At 64.3% G+C, this 18,267-nt stretch carries 25 protein-coding genes; 10 read left to right on the forward strand and 15 right to left on the reverse strand.

The features are described 5' to 3' along the window. Positions 1-17: 17 nt before the first annotated feature. The 3 genes from HARCEL1_RS08865 to pan1 all read right to left on the reverse strand — a co-directional run bounded on the left by HARCEL1_RS08865 (position 18) and on the right by pan1 (position 3,601). On the reverse strand, positions 18-1,805 hold the full coding sequence (locus tag HARCEL1_RS08865) for a site-2 protease family protein (RefSeq protein WP_108382537.1): 1,788 nt from the start codon (positions 1,803-1,805) through the stop codon (positions 18-20). Between the two features lie 52 nt (positions 1,806-1,857). Further along, positions 1,858-2,307, reverse strand: coding sequence for a UPF0179 family protein (locus HARCEL1_RS08870; RefSeq protein ID WP_108382539.1), 450 nt, complete (start codon positions 2,305-2,307; stop codon positions 1,858-1,860). An 82-nt stretch (positions 2,308-2,389) separates the two neighbouring features. Continuing rightward, positions 2,390-3,601 (reverse strand): proteasome-activating nucleotidase Pan1, encoded by a 1,212-nt coding sequence (gene pan1, locus HARCEL1_RS08875; protein ID WP_108382541.1) that lies wholly within the window; start codon positions 3,599-3,601, stop codon positions 2,390-2,392. 150 nt (positions 3,602-3,751) lie between these two features. Between pan1 and HARCEL1_RS08880 the strand changes: the two genes are divergently transcribed. After that, entirely contained in the window at positions 3,752-4,039 is a 288-nt protein-coding gene (locus HARCEL1_RS08880) for a helix-turn-helix domain-containing protein (RefSeq protein WP_108382543.1), read from the forward strand. Positions 4,040-4,147: 108 nt separating this feature from the next. Here the strand turns inward: HARCEL1_RS08880 and HARCEL1_RS08885 are convergent, their stop codons facing one another. Then, positions 4,148-4,939 carry an aldo/keto reductase gene (locus HARCEL1_RS08885; RefSeq protein ID WP_108384187.1) on the reverse strand — a complete coding sequence of 264 codons (792 nt, stop codon included), beginning with the start codon at positions 4,937-4,939 and terminating at the stop codon, positions 4,148-4,150. Between the two features lie 227 nt (positions 4,940-5,166). Beyond that, positions 5,167-5,424 carry a hypothetical protein gene (locus HARCEL1_RS08890; RefSeq protein ID WP_108382545.1) on the reverse strand — a complete coding sequence of 86 codons (258 nt, stop codon included), beginning with the start codon at positions 5,422-5,424 and terminating at the stop codon, positions 5,167-5,169. A 144-nt stretch (positions 5,425-5,568) separates the two neighbouring features. On the opposite strand from HARCEL1_RS08890, the gene HARCEL1_RS08895 reads away from it, so the two are divergent. Beyond that, positions 5,569-6,102, forward strand: a complete 534-nt coding sequence (locus HARCEL1_RS08895; protein WP_108382548.1) for an Rrf2 family transcriptional regulator — start codon at positions 5,569-5,571, stop codon at positions 6,100-6,102. A 33-nt stretch (positions 6,103-6,135) separates the two neighbouring features. Here the strand turns inward: HARCEL1_RS08895 and HARCEL1_RS08900 are convergent, their stop codons facing one another. Beyond that, a complete protein-coding gene (locus tag HARCEL1_RS08900; protein WP_108382550.1) occupies positions 6,136-7,197 on the reverse strand; it encodes a Gfo/Idh/MocA family protein in 1,062 nt (353 codons plus the stop codon). Between the two features lie 142 nt (positions 7,198-7,339). On the opposite strand from HARCEL1_RS08900, the gene HARCEL1_RS08905 reads away from it, so the two are divergent. Genes HARCEL1_RS08905 through HARCEL1_RS08915 form a run of 3 tightly spaced genes read left to right on the forward strand, consistent with a single transcriptional unit; the run spans position 7,340 to position 10,375 of the window. Beyond that, positions 7,340-8,590, forward strand: coding sequence for a COG1361 family protein (locus HARCEL1_RS08905; protein WP_159077077.1), 1,251 nt, complete (start codon positions 7,340-7,342; stop codon positions 8,588-8,590). After that, positions 8,577-9,239, forward strand: coding sequence for an ABC transporter ATP-binding protein (locus HARCEL1_RS08910; RefSeq protein WP_108382554.1), 663 nt, complete (start codon positions 8,577-8,579; stop codon positions 9,237-9,239). The genes HARCEL1_RS08905 and HARCEL1_RS08910 overlap by 14 nt, the downstream gene beginning before the upstream one ends. Continuing rightward, positions 9,236-10,375: an ABC transporter permease gene (locus HARCEL1_RS08915; RefSeq protein ID WP_108382556.1), complete on the forward strand. Its 1,140-nt coding sequence runs from the start codon at positions 9,236-9,238 to the stop codon at positions 10,373-10,375. Before HARCEL1_RS08910 ends, HARCEL1_RS08915 begins: the two co-directional genes overlap by 4 nt. A 33-nt stretch (positions 10,376-10,408) precedes the next feature. Here the strand turns inward: HARCEL1_RS08915 and hpt are convergent, their stop codons facing one another. After that, positions 10,409-10,963 carry a hypoxanthine/guanine phosphoribosyltransferase gene (hpt, locus tag HARCEL1_RS08920; RefSeq protein ID WP_108382559.1) on the reverse strand — a complete coding sequence of 185 codons (555 nt, stop codon included), beginning with the start codon at positions 10,961-10,963 and terminating at the stop codon, positions 10,409-10,411. A 126-nt stretch (positions 10,964-11,089) separates the two neighbouring features. On the opposite strand from hpt, the gene HARCEL1_RS08925 reads away from it, so the two are divergent. Then, positions 11,090-11,281: a hypothetical protein gene (locus HARCEL1_RS08925; protein WP_108382561.1), complete on the forward strand. Its 192-nt coding sequence runs from the start codon at positions 11,090-11,092 to the stop codon at positions 11,279-11,281. Further along, positions 11,282-11,575, forward strand: coding sequence for a type II toxin-antitoxin system RelE family toxin (locus tag HARCEL1_RS08930; RefSeq protein ID WP_108382564.1), 294 nt, complete (start codon positions 11,282-11,284; stop codon positions 11,573-11,575). A gap of 43 nt (positions 11,576-11,618) precedes the next feature. On the opposite strand, the gene HARCEL1_RS08935 is transcribed toward HARCEL1_RS08930, so the two are convergent. Genes HARCEL1_RS08935 through HARCEL1_RS08945 form a run of 3 tightly spaced genes read right to left on the reverse strand, consistent with a single transcriptional unit; the run spans position 11,619 to position 13,503 of the window. Next, on the reverse strand, positions 11,619-12,008 hold the full coding sequence (locus HARCEL1_RS08935; RefSeq protein WP_108382567.1) for a PIN domain-containing protein: 390 nt from the start codon (positions 12,006-12,008) through the stop codon (positions 11,619-11,621). After that, on the reverse strand, positions 11,998-12,219 hold the full coding sequence (locus HARCEL1_RS08940) for a ribbon-helix-helix domain-containing protein (protein ID WP_108382569.1): 222 nt from the start codon (positions 12,217-12,219) through the stop codon (positions 11,998-12,000). Before HARCEL1_RS08940 ends, HARCEL1_RS08935 begins: the two co-directional genes overlap by 11 nt. Before the next feature lie 30 nt (positions 12,220-12,249). Then, a complete protein-coding gene (locus HARCEL1_RS08945) occupies positions 12,250-13,503 on the reverse strand; it encodes an RNA-guided endonuclease InsQ/TnpB family protein (RefSeq protein WP_108382572.1) in 1,254 nt (417 codons plus the stop codon). A 341-nt stretch (positions 13,504-13,844) separates the two neighbouring features. On the opposite strand from HARCEL1_RS08945, the gene HARCEL1_RS08950 reads away from it, so the two are divergent. Then, the gene (locus tag HARCEL1_RS08950) at positions 13,845-14,036 is read left to right on the forward strand and encodes an antitoxin VapB family protein (RefSeq protein ID WP_108382574.1); all 192 of its coding nucleotides are present in this window, start codon (positions 13,845-13,847) and stop codon (positions 14,034-14,036) included. Between the two features lie 82 nt (positions 14,037-14,118). Here the strand turns inward: HARCEL1_RS08950 and HARCEL1_RS08955 are convergent, their stop codons facing one another. The 3 genes from HARCEL1_RS08955 to HARCEL1_RS08965 all read right to left on the reverse strand — a co-directional run bounded on the left by HARCEL1_RS08955 (position 14,119) and on the right by HARCEL1_RS08965 (position 16,136). After that, a complete protein-coding gene (locus tag HARCEL1_RS08955; protein WP_174182924.1) occupies positions 14,119-14,568 on the reverse strand; it encodes an HVO_A0114 family putative DNA-binding protein in 450 nt (149 codons plus the stop codon). 603 nt (positions 14,569-15,171) lie between these two features. Then, a complete protein-coding gene (locus HARCEL1_RS08960; RefSeq protein ID WP_108382577.1) occupies positions 15,172-15,666 on the reverse strand; it encodes a type IV pilin in 495 nt (164 codons plus the stop codon). Between the two features lie 287 nt (positions 15,667-15,953). Further along, entirely contained in the window at positions 15,954-16,136 is a 183-nt protein-coding gene (locus HARCEL1_RS08965) for a DUF7836 family putative zinc-binding protein (RefSeq protein ID WP_108382579.1), read from the reverse strand. 115 nt (positions 16,137-16,251) lie between these two features. Here HARCEL1_RS08965 and HARCEL1_RS08970 point away from each other — a divergent pair, with 115 nt between their 5' ends. Together HARCEL1_RS08970 and HARCEL1_RS08975 are read left to right on the forward strand one after the other, a co-directional pair. Then, positions 16,252-16,602, forward strand: coding sequence for a nucleotidyltransferase domain-containing protein (locus HARCEL1_RS08970; RefSeq protein ID WP_108382581.1), 351 nt, complete (start codon positions 16,252-16,254; stop codon positions 16,600-16,602). After that, the gene (locus tag HARCEL1_RS08975) at positions 16,595-16,969 is read left to right on the forward strand and encodes a HEPN domain-containing protein (protein ID WP_108382583.1); all 375 of its coding nucleotides are present in this window, start codon (positions 16,595-16,597) and stop codon (positions 16,967-16,969) included. Before HARCEL1_RS08970 ends, HARCEL1_RS08975 begins: the two co-directional genes overlap by 8 nt. 8 nt (positions 16,970-16,977) lie before the next feature. Here the strand turns inward: HARCEL1_RS08975 and HARCEL1_RS08980 are convergent, their stop codons facing one another. Together HARCEL1_RS08980 and cysE are read right to left on the reverse strand one after the other, a co-directional pair. After that, positions 16,978-17,544 (reverse strand): DNA-3-methyladenine glycosylase family protein, encoded by a 567-nt coding sequence (locus tag HARCEL1_RS08980; RefSeq protein WP_108382585.1) that lies wholly within the window; start codon positions 17,542-17,544, stop codon positions 16,978-16,980. Further along, on the reverse strand, positions 17,541-18,104 hold the full coding sequence (gene cysE, locus HARCEL1_RS08985; protein WP_108382588.1) for a serine O-acetyltransferase: 564 nt from the start codon (positions 18,102-18,104) through the stop codon (positions 17,541-17,543). Before cysE ends, HARCEL1_RS08980 begins: the two co-directional genes overlap by 4 nt. Positions 18,105-18,267: the final 163 nt, after the last annotated feature.

The raw sequence follows: 18,267 nt of genomic DNA on the forward strand, positions 1-18,267 counted from the left end.
CCGGGATCGGACCGCGACTACAACAGCATCGGGCCGAACAACATCACCAGCAGTCCCGCCCCCATGACCAGTCCGATCGTCGTCGTGACGACGCGGACCGCCGACCGACTGTTGAACCGCGTGCGCGAGAGCACGCCCTCCGTGCCGACTCTGAGGAGGTGCCCACCGTCGAGCGGGAACGCCGGGATGCAGTTGAAAAACGCGAGATTGACGTTGACCCATCCGGTCCAGAACAGGACGTTCGCGAGCGTGAAGACCAGCCCACCCAGGCCCGCGAGCGGGCCCTCGATCACGTAGAAGTTCGCGACGGGGTCGATGAAGCCCGCGAAGCCCTCGCCCGCGCTCATCGGAAGCATGGCGACGAAGGGCAAGAACAGTATCGCCCCGAGTCGAAGCAGGAAGTCGCCGCTCACGAGGTCGGCCAGCGGCGTCTCGCTGGTCAGCGTCGCGGCGTAGCGCTCGGCGGGATACGTCTCCAGGCCCACCTCTCCGACCCCCGCGGAGCTGTATCCGGGCCGGAGGCCACCGACACCCAGGTGTGGGTCCGAGGCATTCTCTGCGTCGGCGCCGAGTCTGACCGTCGCGGTCTCGCGCCCGCCGTCGAGCCGGTAGTACTCGATGTCGACACGATCCTCGGGCGCGAAATTGGGCGCGCGGAATCGGTCGATGAAAGCCTCGTAGGAGACAACGCGCTCTCCGCCGAGACGCGTGATGACGACCGGATCGTCCGTTCCCAGGCCGGTCGCAGTCCCGAACGGCCCGTCGGGATCGACGCCGGCGGCGAGCGCACCGATCGGCACCGTCGCCGTCCCGCCGGAGGTCTCGATCCGGGCAAGGGAGTGGTTCTCGACGGCCGCCTCGAACTCCGCGGTCGTCCGAACGGTGGTTCCGTTGACGGCGTGGATCGTCGGCCCGCCGGAGGTGTTGATCGGTTCGAACACCGCGGGGACGGCCCGGACGAGCATCACCGATCGGTCGAGGGCGACCTCGCGGCCGTCGGCCAGCCCCACCGTCACGCGGCGGTCCGATTCGTTGGCGAGTGCAGCGTCGAACGCGTCGCGATCAGCGACCGCCTCGCCCTCGACGCTCGTGATCCGATCACCGAACGTGAGTCCGGCCTCGTCGGCCGGCGATCCCCGATAGGTCTGGCCGACTGGAACGCCGTCCGCGACGGCGACCGACCCCATGACCGGCCCGAACAACAAGAGGAGCGCGACGATCGTGATCGCGAGGTTGTTCGTGACGCCCGCGGCGAACATCCGGGCCTGCGCGCCGCGATCGGCGGCGATCTGGCTGTCCTCGTCTGGCGCGACGAACGCGCCCATCGGGATCGGGCCCAAAAAGACCAGGCCCAGCGAGTCGATATCGATGTCCTCGACCCGACAGAGCAGGCCGTGGCCGCCCTCGTGGACGACGAGTGCGACAAGGAGCGCCGCGACGATCGCCGGGGCGGCCGCCAGCGGGAGATATTCGTTGACCCCGGGGATGACGAGCATGTGCCGGGGCTGGTAGTCGAGTTGGATCGACGGGTTCTGGAGCAGATTCGCGATCGACGTCCCGATGACGCCGAACATCGCGACGGCCACGACCGCCGCGAAGCCCAGTCCGAGGTTGCCCCAGGCCCGCCAGAGTCGTTTCGGACCGGCGAGTCTGTCGAGAAGGTCGCGCCCGCGACCGGTGTGCAGCGTGATCAGCGGGCCGCTCACGTTGACCGACTCCGGCAGGCGACCGGTCCGTTCGGCCCACATCGCGATCACCGACACCGCGATCAGGGCGACGAGCAGCCAGGTGAACGTCCCGACCATTGATTCAGAGGTCGACTGGCCCGGCAAAGAGGGTTGTGTCTGTGGAAGGGCCCTATTCGTCGGGGGGCGCGAGTTCGACCAGCGTCAGATCGCGATCGAGCATGCAGTAATCGTGCGGTGGGTCACCGATCACCGAGGCGATCTTTCGCGTCTCGTCGAACTCCAGACCGTCGGGCTCGCAGAGCGCGTGACTCGGGCAGTCGGTGTACTCACAGGGGCCTTCGAGCGTGACGGCACTCCCCGCGTACGCGCGTCGACTGGCGACATTCGCCTCGATCGGCGCGGGTTCGACCTCGACTGCGCGGACGCCGGCGTCGTGGACCGCACAGTCGAGGACGCTGCCGTCTTCGCGAACCTCCGTCACACGGTAACGGCGGCCCTCGACGAGGTTGAGACACTGATCGCGGTAGGGGCATCCGGCACAGCCCTCGGCCTCGCCGTGGTAGACGAACTCCTGTCCCGGGTTGGCGAGTCGGGTCCCGACGAGCGTGATCGTCGCCATCGTCGGCGCTTCGAGGTCACCCCCAGTAAGCCCACCGGTCCAAGACAGCGCCGACGAGCGACAGAACAGACCGCGACGCCCGTCAGGCGAACGTTCGGGAGATCGAGTCGTCGTCCTCTTCGTCCTGGATCTTCGCCCAGGCGTCGAGGAAGTCGCGATCGGTCACCTGGGTGCGGTCGTCACGGATCGCGAACATCCCGGCTTCGGTGCAGATCGCCTTGACGTCCGCCCCCGACGCCTCGTCGGTGGCCTCCGCGAGGTGGGCGAAATCCACCGACTCGGCCAGATTCATGTTCCGAGTGTGGATCTCGAAGATCTGTTCGCGACCCTCGCGATCGGGTTTGGGTACCTCGATCAACCGATCGAACCGGCCCGGACGGAGGATTGCGCGATCGAGCATGTCGAACCGGTTGGTCGCGGCGATGATGCGGATCTCGCCGCGGTCTTCGAACCCGTCCATCTCACTCAACAGCTGCATCATCGTCCGCTGGACCTCGGCGTCGCCCGAGGTCTTCGAGTCGGTCCGTTTGGCGGCGATGGCGTCGATTTCGTCGATGAAGATCACCGCGGGTTCGTGCTGACGGGCCAGATCGAACAGGTCGCGGACGAGTTTCGCGCCCTCTCCGATGAACTTGTGGACCAACTCCGAGCCAGCCATCTTGATGAACGTGGCGTCGGTCTGGTTCGCGACGGCTTTCGCGAGCATCGTCTTGCCCGTGCCGGGCGGGCCGTGGAGGAGCACACCGCTGGGCGGGTCGATGCCGACCTCGTCGAACATCTCCGGGCGATCGAGTGGCATCTCGACGGTCTCGCGGACCTCCTCGATCTGGTCGTGGATCCCGCCGATGTCCTCGTAGCCCACGTCGGGGCTCTGATCGACCTGCATGACGCGGGCCCGCACGTCGGTCTCGTCGTCGAGCGATTTGACGATCGACAGCGAGTTGTTCACCGCGACCCGGTCGTCGGGGTCGATCTCCGCGCGGAGTTCGTCGGTGACCTCGGTGAGCGCCTCCTGGTTGTTCCCATGTTGTTTGATGATGGCGCCGTCGTCGGTCATCTCCTGGACCGTCGCGACGAACAGTGGCGACTGTTTGAGCTTCTTGTTCTCGTGATTGAGGCGTTCGAGTTTCTGTTGAAACTTGTTGTTCTCGGCGTTCGCATCCAGCAGATCGTCACGCATCTCCTCGTTCTGGGACTTGAGCACCTCGATTTGCTCCTGCAGCGTCTCGATTTTCTCCTGTTTGGAAGCGTCCTCGTCGAACGGGAGTTCGACGTCGTCCACCGTGTCCGTCATTGACCTATTCGTAGCACTCGGCCGGTCAAGAGACTTCGGGTCGGCACAGTGCGCCCGGAGAACAGCGTGATCGACACTCGTCCGAGATACACTGTAGTAATACCCGCAAGCGAAATTATTATCTCCCGGTATCCCATTGGACCGCATACGATGAGCCAGACTCAACAGATTGCCGCCACGGAATCGACCAGCACGCCCGGATGGGACGCGATCGCGGATCACCCGCCGAGTGCGAAACTCGTCGCGAAGGTCCTTGAGTACAACGACGCACTCACACAGTCACAGATCGCAGAGCACTCGAAACTCCCCGGTCGGACCGTCAGGTACGCACTCGGGAGATTAGAAGAGGTGGACGTGGTCGAATCACGACCGTCTTTCCGTGACGCCCGCAAGCGCGTCTATTCACTCGCTATCGAGGACGACCCCGGGCCCGTCTGACCCAGGCCATCGATCGACGCCTCGGCGAGTGCTATCGGCCGATCGCGGTCGATCGAACTGTCGGTCGATCACGCCCTGTCGAACTGTCGGTCGGTCGAAAACGGGACGCTACTCCCAGGCGTCGGGGCCGAAGTCGGGATCGACACGCCGATCCCGCCGGTCGATCCCGTCGATCGCGGCGACGTCGCCAGGGGTGAGATCGAGATCGAGGGCGCCCAGATTGTCGCGAATGTGGGCCTCGCTCGTGGCTTTCGGGATCGGCGTGACACCTTTCTCACGTGCCCACGCGATGGCGACCTGGGCCGGACTCGCGTCGTGAGCCGATGCGATCTCGGTGATCGTCGGATCGTCGAGGACGGCCCCGCGCGCCAGCGGCGAGTACGCGACGATTTCGAGGTCTGTCTCGGCGGCGAACTCCCGCAGGTCGCGCTGGGGCAGGTAGGGATGCATCTCGACCTGATTCGCGAAGATCGGGGCGTCGATCGCCGCCTGGGCCTCTCGAACGTGTTCGGGGGTGAAATTCGAGACGCCGATCCGGTCGATCAGCCCCCGGTCGAGCAGGTCCTCGAACGCGTCGAGTGTCGCAGTCGGCTCGTAGGCGTGAGCCGGCCAGTGAACGTACAGCAGATCGACCGCGTCGACGCCGAGGCGGTCGAGACTCGCTTCGGCGGTCTCGATCACGTTCTCGGGGGCGAGATTGCGCGTCCAGATCTTCGTCGCGAGAAAGATCTCCTCGCGATCGACGTCCGCGCGGGCGATTCCCTCACCGACCGCCGCTTCGTTCTCGTAGATCTGGGCGGTGTCGACGTGGCGATAGCCCGCCTCCAGGGCGGTCGCGACGCTCGTGGCACACTGGTCGGGGTCGGCGTTCTCCCAGGTTCCCAGGCCGAGGGTGGGCATTCCCCCGACGCGACGGATCTCGGTGGCGGCACGCTCTGACATGACGTCCCCCCGTTCACGTGGTGGGGCCAAGAATCGTCTGGTCGACCGACGGCCAGTCCAGCGATCGAGGCCGACGCTCTCGAAATCGGGCGTCCGGTGATCCAAAATCGATGGAGGACGGACGTGCTCGGTCATCACGCGAGACATCGATCCGCGATCGTGAGCGGACGGGAGACGTCTCGATCTCAGGGATTCAGCCGCTTCATCGTGTCTTCGAGGGACTCGTCGTCGGACTGTTCTTCAGCGAGTTTGTCGTAGACGGTCCACCCGTTCGAACCCTGGTAGATGTCGCCTTGCTCGACGGCCCCGTCGTCGTCGGGGGTCAGCGCCGCCTCCAGACCCAGCACCCGGCCCAGCGTCTCGTTGACGGACTCGTCCGACCGTTGTTCGCGGCGCAACGCGCCGTACACCTCCTCGGAGACGTCGATGGATTTGTCTGTCATCGTCGGGCCCCTTTGATATACGTCCTCAACCCTCTTGAATGTCGTTGGCCACAGATCGGGGGGTATAAACCACGTCGTCCGAGAGTCGTTCGTGTTTCGTGTGTCACCGTCGATTTTAAGAACGGGTATCACGAAAAATCACTCATGTCATCAATCGAATTGACTCCGAGTCAGAAGAACATCCTCCAGGAACTGGTCAATCTGTTTCGTGACACCGAAAGCGCCGTCAAAGGCGAGGAGATCGCCGACCGGGTCAACCGCAACCCCGGCACGATCCGCAATCAGATGCAGAGTCTGAAAGCCCTCCAGTTGGTCGAGGGCGTCCCCGGGCCGAAAGGCGGGTACAAACCCACCGCGAACGCCTACGACGCCCTTCAGATCCAGGACATGGAGCACGCAGCGGACGTCCCCCTCTTTCACGAGGGAGAACTCGTCGAGCAGGCGAACGTCGCGGAGATCAACCTCACGAGCGTTCATCACCCCGAGAACTGCCGTGCCGAGATCCATCTGCAGGGGTCGATCGCGAGTTTCGACGAAGGCGACACCGTCACCGTCGGGCCGACGCCACTCTCGAAACTCCAGGTCATCGGCCGGGTCGACGGTAAAGACGACACGAACAACATCTTGATCCTCGTCATCGAGGACATGGTCGCGCCCGCCGAGACACCCGAACACTGATCGCCGGTCTTTCTGTCCGACAGCCGACCGTTCTCACGCTCTGCGGTCGGCCACCATCGCCGCCAGGGGGTTGTCGTCGATCTGAAGCGGGAACGTCACCCGTTCGGTGCGTCGGGCCGATTCGTACGTCCCGAAGACGAGTTTCGTCGCCCGGAGCGCGTTCTCGACCCCGAGTGGCGACGGCGTGTCGGTCGACAACGTCTCCACCACGTTCCGGAGCGCTCGCTCGATGGCCGCGTCACTGTGGATCGACTCGTCGGTCTCGAAGGTCTGCCAGTCCCCACCGTCGACGCGATATCGATGTCGGTCGGCCGCCTCCTCGTCGGGATAGCCGACGCCAAGTTCGATCACGCCGTCCGCGCCGACGATCCGGTGGTGGGCCCCGATCAGACCGGGGCCCGCCGCCTCCCCGGTCGCGATCAGCGCCTCGACACCCGAGGAATAGCGCCACTGCGCCAGCGCCTGTGAGGCGTTGAACACCCCGAAATACCGCTTCGCGTCGCGCGGATCGACCTGTCCGAACACCCACTCTGGGTCGCGTTCGCCCACGAAGGCGCCGACGAGATCGACCGAATGAGTCCCGTAATCGAACAGCGTCGGTGCGGCGGCCTCGACGCGCACGACCGACCCGACAATTCCCTCGTCGATCAACGCCTGGGCCTCCTGGACGGCGGCGGCGAACCGGCGCTGGTGGTTGAACGTGAGACGGGTGCCCTCCCGGTCAGCGACACGGGCCATCCGTCGGCTCGCCCCCCAGGTGTGGGCCATCGGTTTCTCACAGTGGACCGCCGGGACGCCGGCCTCGGCACAGTCGACGACGATGTCGGCGTGCGTCGACGGCGGCGTACAGACGCTGACGAGGTCGGGTTCGATCACGTCGAGCATGCGTTCGTGCTCGGTGAACACGCCATCGCCCGAGAGGCCGTGCTGGCGAGCGAACGACTTGACGCGGCCGGGGACACGGTCCACGGCCGCGACGAGATCACAGTCGTCGATCGCCGCGTAGGCGTCGGCGTGTCGGTACGCCATCGCATACCCCGTCCGATCCGGTTCGTCGGGGTTCTCACCGGTCCCGACGATGGCCACCCTGGTCATAGATTCGCATCGCAGAGCCACCCCAAAGTCGTTGGGAACGCGGCGGAATGGGGTGCGGTCGACGTGACGGTCTCCTCTCCAAAATACACGACAATATTACATGACCAAGAAGTTTATGTGCACCCCGATCTGACCGCAGTTTATGGACATAATGAGCGGGGCCGGTGGCGAGACCGACCGCGACCGGACACGCCGCCAGCTGGCGGTGTTCGTGGCGTTGATCGTGATGGCGAGTCTCGTCGGTACAGTCGTCCTGATCGGGAGCGCACAGGCCGCCGACGTCGCGGTCGTCAGCGTGACGAGCACGCCGGATCGGCCGACGGTGTACGACGACGTCCGGATCGAAGCGAGCGTGACGAACCCCGAATCGTCCGACGAGCAGTACATCGTCGACCGACTCGTGATCCGGGAAGGGGCCGATCCGACGAGTGACGTGGTGGAACGCGAAGACACCTCCGCGACCGTCCGGCCGGGGACGACCGGATCGGTCGCGTCGGAGATCGACATTTCGGAGAGCGGCACCCGAACGGTGTACGCCCACATGCGGATCCTCACCGGCGGGAGCGGGTCGGTATCGGTCGTCCGGCCGGTCACGTTCGAGGTGGCCGACCCCCACCCGAGTCTGAGTCTCCGGGCGAGTCCGATCGACGCGGCCAACCGGACGACGCTCTCGGTGAACGTCGTCAACGGGCGCGAGACCGACCTCCGTGGGCTCTCGCTGGAGGCCGATGCCGATCGGCTCCGGATTCAAGAGCCCCGCCGTGTCGCGGGTGACCTCGCGGGCGGCGAGACGGCCCGCTTCGAGTTCACCGGCGTCGAGGCCACGCCCGGGCCCGAGACCGTCGACGTTTCGATGAGCTACGTCACCGCCGACGGCGACGAGCGCGAGACGACGACAACGCTCCAGACGGACCTCCAGCCCCGACAGAACCCCGCCGAGATCGTCCTGACGGGCACCCAGATCGCCCGCGAAGACGGGCGACTGGTCGTTCGCGGCGAGGCGAGCAACGTCGGTGGGTCGAACGCCTCGGGCGTCCGCATCGGGGTCGACTCGGCGGACGGCGTCTCACCGGCCCAGAACCAGGCGACCTTCTTCGTCGGATCGGTCGAGGCCGACGAGTACAAGCGATTCACCGTCAACGCCGCCGTCGAGAACCTCTCGGCCCCGGTGACGGTCCCGCTCCGGATCGACTACACCGTCGACGGAGTGAGTCGCTCACAGACCGTCGAGTTGGGCTACAGCAGCGGTGGCCAGTCCGACGATGACGCCTCGGGTGGGGCAGGCCCGACCGGAGTCGCGGGGATCGCGGGCGTGCTCGTGGTCGTCCTGATCGGCCTCGGGGCACTGTACGGTGTCTACCGCTATCGCTCTCGGGACGATGGCGACGCTTGACGTCACGGACGCGGTCAAGGAGTACACCCGCGGGTCGGAGACGGTCCGCGCACTCGACGGCGTCTCGCTGTCGATCGACGCCGGCGAATTCGTCGCCGTCGTGGGGCCCTCCGGGAGCGGGAAGTCCACACTGCTCAACCTGCTCGGGTTGCTGGACGTCCCGACCGAGGGGACCGTCGAGATCGACGGCACCGACGTCGCGACGCTGTCGACCCGCGAGCAGACCGATCGACGCCGAGAGACCATCGGGTTCGTCTTTCAGCAGTTCTTTCTCGTGCCGACGCTGACCGCGCGCGAGAACGTCGCCGTCCCGCGGCTTTTGATCGACAAGCGCAGTCGAGTCCTCGACCGGGCCGACGAGTTGCTCGACGACGTGGGCCTGGCCGATCGCGTCGACCACCGCCCGAACGAACTCTCCGGCGGGCAAAAACAGCGCGTCGCGATCGCTCGCGGGTTGATCAACGAGCCACGCGTCGTGCTCGCGGACGAGCCGACGGGGAACCTCGATCACACGACCGGCGAGCGCATCCTCGATCTGTTCGCGGAGGTCACCGAGCGGGACGTCGCGGTCATCACCGTCACCCACGACGATCAGGTCGCGGAGTTCGCGGACCGGGAGATCCACCTCATGGACGGTGAAATCGTATGATCGGCCGACAGTGGCGCATCCAGCGCGCGCTCACGACGATGGCCGCACGCAATCTCCGCCGGTCGGGCGTGCGCACCGGCCTCGCCGTGCTCGGCATCGTCATCGGCGTCGTCGCCATCGCGTCGATCGGAGCGCTCGGGGTCGCCTTCCAGACATCCTTCTCCCAGCAGGTCAGCGACGTTACCTACTCGGCGCTCGTGACGCCGGGCGACGACGCCACCGAGCCGTATCTCACCGACCGCGACGTCCGGACGATCCGCCAGTACACCGACGTGGAGGTGTTCGCGGTCGCGACCGGGTCGGCCCGCGTGACCGCGTTCGGGAATTCGGAACGCACGAGTGTCTACGGGTTCGAACGACCGGGGCGGACTCTCGACGCCAGAGCGGGGTCGATCCCCGAGGTCTGGCGGTCGGGCGCGATCGTCGGATCGAGTCTGGCCGACGACCTCGACGTGGGCGTCGGTGACTCGGTGACCGTCGGCGGTCAGCGCCACCGGGTCGTCGCCGTCCTCGAACCCGCTGCCGGGCAGTTCAGCCTGCTCGAAGACAACGATCGACTCTATCTCCCGCCGAGCGCGGTCGACCGGCGCGGCTACAGCCAGGTGATCCTCAAAGCCGAGAGCGTCCCGGAGATCAACGCGACCGCCCAGACGCTACGCGATCGGCTCAACGAACGCGGCGAGTTGTACGACGTCCAGGACTTCACGAACGTCCAGGATCAGATCCAGGCGCAGTTCGCGCTCATCCGAACGTTCCTCATGGCGATCGGCGGCATCTCGCTGTTCGTCGCCGCGGTGAGCATCCTCAACGTCATGCTGATGAGTGTCATGGAGCGCCGCACGGAGATCGGCGTGTTGCGGGCCGTGGGCTACCACCGTGGGGACGTCTTGCGGCTCATCCTGAGCGAGGCGATCCTCATCGGGGCGATCGGGACGATCGTCGGCGTGCTCGTCACGCTGGTCGTCACGATGGTGATCAACGGCGTGATGCTCGACGACCCGCTGGCCTTTACGACCCAGTCGGCCGTCCAGATCGGCATCGGCGCGGCGTTCGGCGTCGTCGCGAGTGCGGTCAGCGGGCTCTACCCCGCCTGGAAAGCCGCCAACGAACACCCCGTCGAGGCGCTCCGGGGATAGCCCGATCGCCAAGGGCACACGAGCGTCGCCCGGTCACTCGACGATCGTGACCTCGCCGTCGACCATCTCGACGCGGACGAGACTCGTCACGCTTTCCTCGCGGTCGGCCATTTCGTTTCCGCCGCCGACCTTCTCAATGACGGCGACGATGTCGACGATATCAGCGCCGATCGAATCGAGCGCGCCGACGATCGCATCGAGCGTCCCGCCGGTCGAGAGCACGTCGTCGATGACGAGCACGCGATCGCCCGCGTGGACGTCGTTGATGAACATCTCCGATTCGGAGTAGCCGGTGACCTGCTGGAGCGACACCTCGCCGTCGAGGCCGTACTCGCGTTTCCGGACGACCACCAGCGGGACGTCAGTCATCATCGAGACGCCCGTCGAGATGTGGATGCCCATCGCCGCGGGCGTGACGATCTTGTCGACGTTTTCGACGTCCGCCGCGCGGATGATCCGGACGACGATCTCCCGGAGGAGTGCGGGTTTCAGCGTCGGGACGCCGTCGCTGATCGGGTGGACGAAGTAGTGATACCCCTCTTTTTCGATCACCGGCGTCTCCAACAGCGAGCGTTCGAGTCGGTCCATGCGCCGCCGTTCGACGGAGCGGGCCAAAGGGCTGTTGGGTCCGTTTGTAGGGATGTTCGACCACCGCGCCCACGTCGATCAGATCGGACGGAAGATTTACCCGGCTGAAGCGGCAATCTTGTAAATATGTCACGGGCTGAAAAGCGAATCCCCGTCCGCGAGGAGACGTTCGACCGACTGGGCGAGTTCAAAGGGGCGGGCGACACCTGGGACGAGGTCATGCAGGAGTTAATCGGGGCCAGACAGGAACAGAACCGTCGAGAGCTGCTCGAACGGACCGACGACGAGGAGTACGTTCCCCTCGACGAGATCGAATAAATGTCGTACACCGTGTTACTGGCCGAACAGCCGCGATCCGTTCTCGACGACGCCGACGACAAAACCGATCGGATCGTCCGCGACAACCTCCAGAAACTCGCAGACGACCCGTATCCTCGACCGAACGCTGGACGTGGTGACCGCGAAAAGCTCACCGTCGACGGTCGATCGATGTATCGGTTACACATCGGGCGCAGCTATACGGCGTTCTATACGATCGACGACGGTGAGACGGCTGTCCGCGTGCGTGAAATTCTCCCGATCGACGAGGCTCATCGTCGGTACGGGACGTAGCCGCGGCGCGATCGGCACGATCGGACATCCATTCGAGCGGAGATCAGTCGATGGCTCGCGGATCGACGTGATCGATTTCTTCGATCTGGGGGGGGAACAGGGTGTCCGTCGAGACGATCGGTTCCTCACGGACAGACGCAGTGCCGAGATGCACACCGTCGAAGACGTTCAGCGCCTCGTACTCCGAACGAAGGGAACTCGCAGCGTCCAGTGCGTCACTCGTTAGCGGAACCAGTTCGACGCCGAGACGGACGATCTCACGATGAGCGCTGACGACGCGATCTCGATTCCACTCATCCTCCATGACGTACTGAAGTTCGATACCCGTCGCCACCGAGGTCGTCGGCTCGTCGATCGATTCGATGTCGACGGCACTCGCCAGCCAGTCGTCCGCTTTCAACTCCGCCAGGATGACATCGAGATCAAGGTACACGCTTTCGATCCAGGCGGTCCTCGACGTCTGCCCGCGCGTCGCTGTCCGCTCGTTCGTGGAGCCGCTGTCGCTCGTCGCGGACCACGAGTCGGGCCCCGTACCGGAGCGCGGCGGACCGCGACCCGAAAACGCCGTCCTCGACGAGTCCGTCGAGTCGGTCGACCAGTTCCGGCGGCAGCGACACCGGAACCGACTGTCGATCGCTACTCATACCTCCACGTAGCGTATACGATCGTTTGAGCTACCCACCGCTAAAGCGGTGGGATTCAGCGTGGACTGCCGTTCTGGCCGATTCTTCGGCAGGAGAATAGCCTCCATTCACGTTCAACGTCCCGCTGTTCAAGCGCACACCCAAGGGTGCGCCTCCGTCGCCCCCAGTTTGGTTGCGACGGAGATACCGTAACCCGATGTTCTTCGCGGCGTTGTAATCAGCGTGGTTCGCATACCCGCACTTCAGGCACTCGAAGTCATCGTCATCGCGGTTGTGGGGATGGGTGAATCCGCAGTGTGAGCAACGCCGACTCGTGTTCTCGGGGGCAACCTGCGTAACCGCAATACCGTATTCTTCGGCCTTGTACTCAACGTAGTTGTAGAGGCGGTCAAACGCCCACTTGTGCCCCCACGACGCACCAGTCCGCTCACGAATATCGGCCAACTCCTCGAATGCGATGACCGAACACTCGTTCTCGCGGGCTTCTGCAACGAGTTCGTTGGCGATTCGGTGCAACATCAACTTGAACCGCCCATCCTCTTTCCGACCGACGGACTGCATATTCTCGTGCGCCCAGCGCGTCCCGCACTGTTGAAGCGAGCCACGTCTCTTCTCGTACTCACGCCGCCAGTGGTCGAACTCATTGCCCGTCCAGACCGTTCCCGTCGAGGTGACCGCGAGGTTGTTCACGCCGAGGTCAACACCGAGAACCGTTCCGTTCTCAGTTGTTGCCTGTTTCGACGTGTCGGACTCCACTTCCTTCTTGCAGTGGATGTGAAGTACCCAGTTGCCGTCTTGGGAGTGTAGTTCCGCACCCGTAATTTCATATTCATCTGAAAACAGGTACTCCGAGTGCGGCGTGTCACTATCCTCGTCAGGCAGTACGTAGTCGGCTTCAATCCTGCCGTCTGTGGTGGCGAGGCTCACGTAGTCGTCGTGGAAGGTGGCTGTGCGGTGGTCGTAGACGACGTGTGGGCTGGTAAAGCGTGGTTTTGATGCCTTCTTGCCGTTCTTCCAGCGGGCGACGACGCTTTTGCAGGCTTCCGCTGCTTTGTTCCGAGCGGCTTGTACCAGTCCACCGTTGAAGCCGTCTGTTTTCTCGCGTACATCGTCGTAGGTTTCATCGTCCAGCGTGGTCTTGCTCGTGGTGACGTACTCGCCGTGGAACGCGTGGTCTACGACGTACTGTGCCGACCAGAGGAACGTGTCTACGGTGTCTTCGAGGAGTGCAGCGTCATCGCTGTCCACGTCGAGCGCAACGGGGACAGTACGCCGCACCTCCATACCTTATATGTAGAGTCTATGTTTTTTAAACATTGGGGAGTCGGCCTGCTCCTGTAACGTGGTTTGATTCCCAGTTGTCGGCTTCTGCGAGCGGGCAATGCGCGGCGCTACGCGCCGCGATTTCGAGGCGACAGAGTCGTCTCGCCGCCCGCTCGCACGGCCCGCGGAACGTAGTTCCGCGCTGTCATCCCACGGCTAAAGCCGTGGGTTTTCGCCTCGCACTTTCTATAACTATTTCCCAGGGAAGCCGAGACGGCCGTCAGCCATTGCCGTGCGGCCGTCGGTCGGCGGGGAGGCCATCGCGCACACGGACATCCGATCGGAACGGCAATTCAGGACGGATGGCACGGGCTGAAAAGCGAATCCCCGTCCGCGAGGAAACGTTCGAGCAGTTAGAGGCATTCAAGCGATCGGGCGACACCTGGGACGATGTCATGCAGCAGTTGATCGAGGCCAGACAGGAACAGAACCGTCGCGAACTACTCGAACGGACCGACGACGAAGAGTTCGTCCCCCTCGACGAGGTCGAATAGCGATCCTCTACGATAGTAAGACGCGAGCGCCCGCGGTCGGTTTTCCTCGAACCCGGCCACACAACCACATCGTGGCCGATCGTCACGGCGCGGCGGCGGTCGCGTCCCCACCCTCTGGCTCGAAGGGGAGATCGATGAGGAGTTCGTCGAACCAGACGACCGGGCGCTTGCGCTGGCCGTCCTGTTCGAAAAAGACGACGCCGAGTCGAGCGAGTCGGTCGAGTTCCTCGTGGACGTTTTTCACGTCACGATCGACGACCCGCGACGCCTCGTTGATACTGGCCGGTTCGTCCCGACGAATGGCTTCGATGAGGTCGAGCACGCGCGGCGTGAACGTCGCCATCAGATCGTCGTAGCTCGAAAACGACAGCGTCGGCGGCGACGCCGCCTCCTCGCCCGCATCGATCGACTCGATCGCGTCGGTCACGGCCCCGTGAAACTCCGCGGAGGACTCCACGGTCACGACGAGCGTCGAGTGGGCCTGTAGCTGTTCGCGCTCCATCGGGTGCAGCGGTGGGGTGGTGTCGGTCATGGGTAATGGGGGTTATTCGACCTCGAACGCGGATTTCGGGATCTCGCTCCAGAACCGGCCCCAGAGGTCGAATTTCGGTATGTGAGCCACAGTGATACGAGTATTGGTCCATGGACCAATGGCTATCAGTGGGCGACAGCATTTTTACGCCGACTAAAATCGTCCACATCGAGAGACACGCTGTCGATTCGAGCGGTCCGCGACGGCAGCACGCGTCGCGAGGGCGCTCGTCGCGGACGACGAGTCGGGTCCCGGCGGACGCGACACCGCGGTCGAAGTCGCTCGCCGGCGACTGGAGTCCACGTGCGGGTTCCCAGGTGAGGACGCCCAGCGAGAGAACGACGGGAGACACTGGCGCGAAACGGCTGTGAGAACTCCATTCGGGACTGATTTCGAGTGTCGGGACGCCGTCGCTGACGGGATGGACGGAAGGGGAACGCTCGTTTTCGATCCGGCGGCTCAAAAGTGAGCGGTCGAGTGTGTCTATGCGCCGCACTTCGACGGAGTAGGCCGAAAGGCTGTTAGACCGGTCTGAATTTGACAAAAAGGTCTCTGACTCGACTGACCGAAATGAAAATGCGTCGAAAATCCGATTATGCGACGTTAGAAGGTGTGCTCGCCGATGACCGTACTACTTCCGCCGCCAGTGTAGACGACTCGAACAGTTAATCCATCAATATCGGCAGGGGGGCTACTGAGACTGTCAATGTGAACCAGTGCCTGATTGCCGGCAGTCAAGGTACCACTCGAACCAAAGCTGGTCGAGGGGCCAGAGTCGGTAACATCTTCACCAGCCAGTTGAATTTCGATATCTTCCAAATTGAGGGCGTTTTCTCCGGCGGGCGCGTTCGTCACAGTAATGTTAGCAGAGGTCGAGTTGCCAGAATCGTAATCGAACGCGACAGCCGACGTCCCCGAATCTGCCGCGAGACCGTCCATCTGCGTCACCATCAGACCGACCGTCCCCGCGAGGATGACGGTAATTGCGACCATCAGGACGACCCCGATGACTGGACTCACTGCGCTGTCGTCTGTAAACATCTCGTTGAGTTTCATGGTTTGATTTTCCCGTGTGGGTTGCTCGCGCGTCCGGGTCACCGACGACCTCCATCGACGGGCGACCAGGTCAGGTCCCCCAGCTTGCAGCCCCGGTGCGCGTACTGCCAACTATGGAGACCGGTGTAAATAACATTATCGTTCGTTTCACCCCGCTGGGACAAAATCGCGCGTTTTCACGGCCAGAAAATACCCCACGGGAACGGTGTCGAACGGCGACCAGACCTTTCTTTCTCAGTACTAAAAATTGATTTTTGCCTTCTCAGCGGTCGCTCCTGTCGAATCGCAGTCCAACCGCCAGACAGCGTCGGGACGAGCGGTGAGAACGGCTACGCGCGCAGCGAGCGGAGGATTTCGAGGTCGCGCGCGGTGCGGGTGAACTCCGACAGTGGTGCGGCGCCATCGCAGTCGTCACAGGTGTGTGTGGCGTCGGGCCCGGGCAACGTCGTCGCCGTCTTCGAGTATTCGTGATCGCAGTCCGGGCACGTCAGTTGAATCCACGCTTCCTCCATGGTCTTTCGTATGGGTTCGGGGGTTGGTAAACGTTGTCGTACATGTCGGTCCGGAGAGCGGCGGAGCGGACAGCGAGGGGCAACGATTTCCACGCTGGCGTGCCTACGGGAAAGTATGAGCACGCGGGAGGACCGTCGGGCCACGGCGCACGCGTCCGCCGCGCGAGCGTTTGTCGAGCGCGTCCGCGAGCGCGATATCGACCGCCTCGACACGCTGTTGCAGTTCGGATCGACCGTCCGCGGCGAGGCGAGCGGGTTGGGAAGCGACGTTGACTTCCTCGCGATCGTCGACGACGACGCGGATCGGGACGCAGTCGAGACAATACTCAGCGATACTGCATACGACGTAATGGTCGAATACGGGCCCGTGGTCGAGGTCCACGTCCGATCACGATCGGCGGTCGAGCGACAGCGCGATCACCCGTTTTTCTCGCGAGCGTTTCGAGAAGGGAAAATCCATGTCTGAAAGCGTCGCTGAGCAGGTTCGACAGGCGCGCGAAGCGCTGAACGACGCCAGCGGGGCCCGATCCGCAGGGCTCTCCGAGACCGTCATCATCAACCGGTGTTATTACGCCTGTTTTCATGCCGCACAGGCAGTCCTCTACGACCGTGGGTTCGAGCCGACATCTCACGGTGGCGTGCTCTCATTGTTTGGGTCTGAAATCGTCACGGAGGGCGACATATCCAGGGACCACGGGCGGTTTCTCAACGAGTGTTCGACGCTTCGAAAGCGGGCCGATTACGGTCCAGACGCTCCAGAGACCGACATCAACGACCTGATCGAGGAGACAGCGTCGTTCGTGGACGACGTGCTCGACCTGATCGAAAACTGACCCGCCGATCAGTCTTCGAGCGCCCACAGATACCGCGCGGCGTAACTGCGATACGGCGCCCAGCGCTCGGCGATCGAGCGCATCTCCGCGCGTGTCGGGTCGTCGAACAGCCGTTCCATCGCGCGGCGGACCCCCAGATCCTCGACGGGGAAGACGTCCTCGCGCCCGAGCGCGAAGATCAGGTACATCTTCGCGGTCCAGGGCCCGATCCCGTGGATCGCGGTGAGCGCGTCAGTGACCTCCCGATCAGACTGGTCTGCAAAGGCCGCGGGCCAGTCGTGATCTTCGTGCGCGCGGGCGACCGCGCGGAGCGCCTCGACTTTCGCGGTCGAGAGCCCCGCGTCGGCCAACGCCGCAGGATCGGTCCCGAGAATCGCGTCGGGCGTCGGCTCGACGGCCTCGAACAACTGTTCGCGGATCGACCGTGCCGACGCCATCGACAACTGCTGGCGGACGATCGAGACGACGAGGCGACGGAAGGGGTCGGCGTGGGCCTCGATCGTCACGGGACCAACGCGCTCGACGACCGGACCCAGATCGGGATCGTCGCGTAGCGTCGCGATCGGCCCACTCATGAGGCGTTGTTGGGAATGTCGACATCCGCCGCGACGGACTCACAGTAGGGTTCGTCGACCACCTCGGCGGGGACGCCCGTGACGGTCGCCTCGGGCGGGACCTCGTTGACGACGACCGCGCCGGCACCGACGCTCGCGCGCTCGCCGATCGTGATGTCCCCGACGACGGTCGCGCCCGCGCCGATCGTGACGCCGTCCTCCAGGGTGGGGTGGCGTTTCTCGCGGCGCATGGTGTTCCCCCCGAGCGTACAGCCGTGGTACATGTGGACGTCGTCGCCGATCACGGCGGTCTCGCCGATGACCGTTCCCATGCCGTGATCGATGAAGAGGCGCTCGCCGATCTCGGCACCGGGATGGATCTCGACGCCCGTGAACAGGCGTGCGAAGTGACTGAGCAGGCGCGCGGGGAGATTCCAGTCGCGCTCCCAGAACGCGTGGGCCAGCCGGTGAATCCAGACCGCGTGAAGGCCAGCGTAGGTCAACACGACGGCGAGCGTACTCTGAGCGGCGGGATCTTTCGCCATGGCAGTGCGAACGTCGTCGCGGAATCGGTCGAACATCAGTCAATCCTCGCTCCCCACAGGGCAGGGCACGTTACACACAGGTAGGTGTCCGACGCACTAAAGTCGGGTGATCGCCGACGCTGCCGCCGGGTGTGCGTCCGCGGTGGGTCCCGAAACGGCGAGCGCGTCCGTGATCCGAAGATGCATTGGGCCGGACGAC

It is taken from the genome of Halococcoides cellulosivorans, assembly GCF_003058365.1.
GTDB classification, from domain to species: Archaea; Halobacteriota; Halobacteria; order Halobacteriales; family Haloarculaceae; genus Halococcoides; species Halococcoides cellulosivorans.

What these genes read in the sequence shown, in the direction of transcription:
- HARCEL1_RS08945 (WP_108382572.1), bottom strand. Translation starts at nt 13,503, where the DNA reads ATGGAGGTGCGGCGTACTGTCCCCGTTGCGCTCGACGTGGACAGCGAT.
- HARCEL1_RS08955 (WP_174182924.1), bottom strand. Translation starts at nt 14,568, where the DNA reads ATGACCGACACCACCCCACCGCTGCACCCGATGGAGCGCGAACAGCTA.
- HARCEL1_RS08865 (WP_108382537.1), bottom strand. Translation starts at nt 1,805, where the DNA reads ATGGTCGGGACGTTCACCTGGCTGCTCGTCGCCCTGATCGCGGTGTCG.
- HARCEL1_RS08925 (WP_108382561.1), top strand. Translation starts at nt 11,090, where the DNA reads ATGTCACGGGCTGAAAAGCGAATCCCCGTCCGCGAGGAGACGTTCGAC.
- HARCEL1_RS08930 (WP_108382564.1), top strand. Translation starts at nt 11,282, where the DNA reads ATGTCGTACACCGTGTTACTGGCCGAACAGCCGCGATCCGTTCTCGAC.
- HARCEL1_RS08910 (WP_108382554.1), top strand. Translation starts at nt 8,577, where the DNA reads ATGGCGACGCTTGACGTCACGGACGCGGTCAAGGAGTACACCCGCGGG.
- HARCEL1_RS08975 (WP_108382583.1), top strand. Translation starts at nt 16,595, where the DNA reads ATGTCTGAAAGCGTCGCTGAGCAGGTTCGACAGGCGCGCGAAGCGCTG.
- cysE (WP_108382588.1), bottom strand. Translation starts at nt 18,104, where the DNA reads ATGTTCGACCGATTCCGCGACGACGTTCGCACTGCCATGGCGAAAGAT.
- HARCEL1_RS08970 (WP_108382581.1), top strand. Translation starts at nt 16,252, where the DNA reads ATGAGCACGCGGGAGGACCGTCGGGCCACGGCGCACGCGTCCGCCGCG.
- HARCEL1_RS08965 (WP_108382579.1), bottom strand. Translation starts at nt 16,136, where the DNA reads ATGGAGGAAGCGTGGATTCAACTGACGTGCCCGGACTGCGATCACGAA.
- HARCEL1_RS08880 (WP_108382543.1), top strand. Translation starts at nt 3,752, where the DNA reads ATGAGCCAGACTCAACAGATTGCCGCCACGGAATCGACCAGCACGCCC.
- HARCEL1_RS08900 (WP_108382550.1), bottom strand. Translation starts at nt 7,197, where the DNA reads ATGACCAGGGTGGCCATCGTCGGGACCGGTGAGAACCCCGACGAACCG.
- HARCEL1_RS08980 (WP_108382585.1), bottom strand. Translation starts at nt 17,544, where the DNA reads ATGAGTGGGCCGATCGCGACGCTACGCGACGATCCCGATCTGGGTCCG.
- HARCEL1_RS08895 (WP_108382548.1), top strand. Translation starts at nt 5,569, where the DNA reads ATGTCATCAATCGAATTGACTCCGAGTCAGAAGAACATCCTCCAGGAA.
- HARCEL1_RS08890 (WP_108382545.1), bottom strand. Translation starts at nt 5,424, where the DNA reads ATGACAGACAAATCCATCGACGTCTCCGAGGAGGTGTACGGCGCGTTG.
- HARCEL1_RS08915 (WP_108382556.1), top strand. Translation starts at nt 9,236, where the DNA reads ATGATCGGCCGACAGTGGCGCATCCAGCGCGCGCTCACGACGATGGCC.
- HARCEL1_RS08885 (WP_108384187.1), bottom strand. Translation starts at nt 4,939, where the DNA reads ATGCCCACCCTCGGCCTGGGAACCTGGGAGAACGCCGACCCCGACCAG.
- HARCEL1_RS08905 (WP_159077077.1), top strand. Translation starts at nt 7,340, where the DNA reads ATGGACATAATGAGCGGGGCCGGTGGCGAGACCGACCGCGACCGGACA.
- hpt (WP_108382559.1), bottom strand. Translation starts at nt 10,963, where the DNA reads ATGGACCGACTCGAACGCTCGCTGTTGGAGACGCCGGTGATCGAAAAA.
- HARCEL1_RS08940 (WP_108382569.1), bottom strand. Translation starts at nt 12,219, where the DNA reads ATGAGTAGCGATCGACAGTCGGTTCCGGTGTCGCTGCCGCCGGAACTG.
- HARCEL1_RS08950 (WP_108382574.1), top strand. Translation starts at nt 13,845, where the DNA reads ATGGCACGGGCTGAAAAGCGAATCCCCGTCCGCGAGGAAACGTTCGAG.
- pan1 (WP_108382541.1), bottom strand. Translation starts at nt 3,601, where the DNA reads ATGACGGACACGGTGGACGACGTCGAACTCCCGTTCGACGAGGACGCT.
- HARCEL1_RS08870 (WP_108382539.1), bottom strand. Translation starts at nt 2,307, where the DNA reads ATGGCGACGATCACGCTCGTCGGGACCCGACTCGCCAACCCGGGACAG.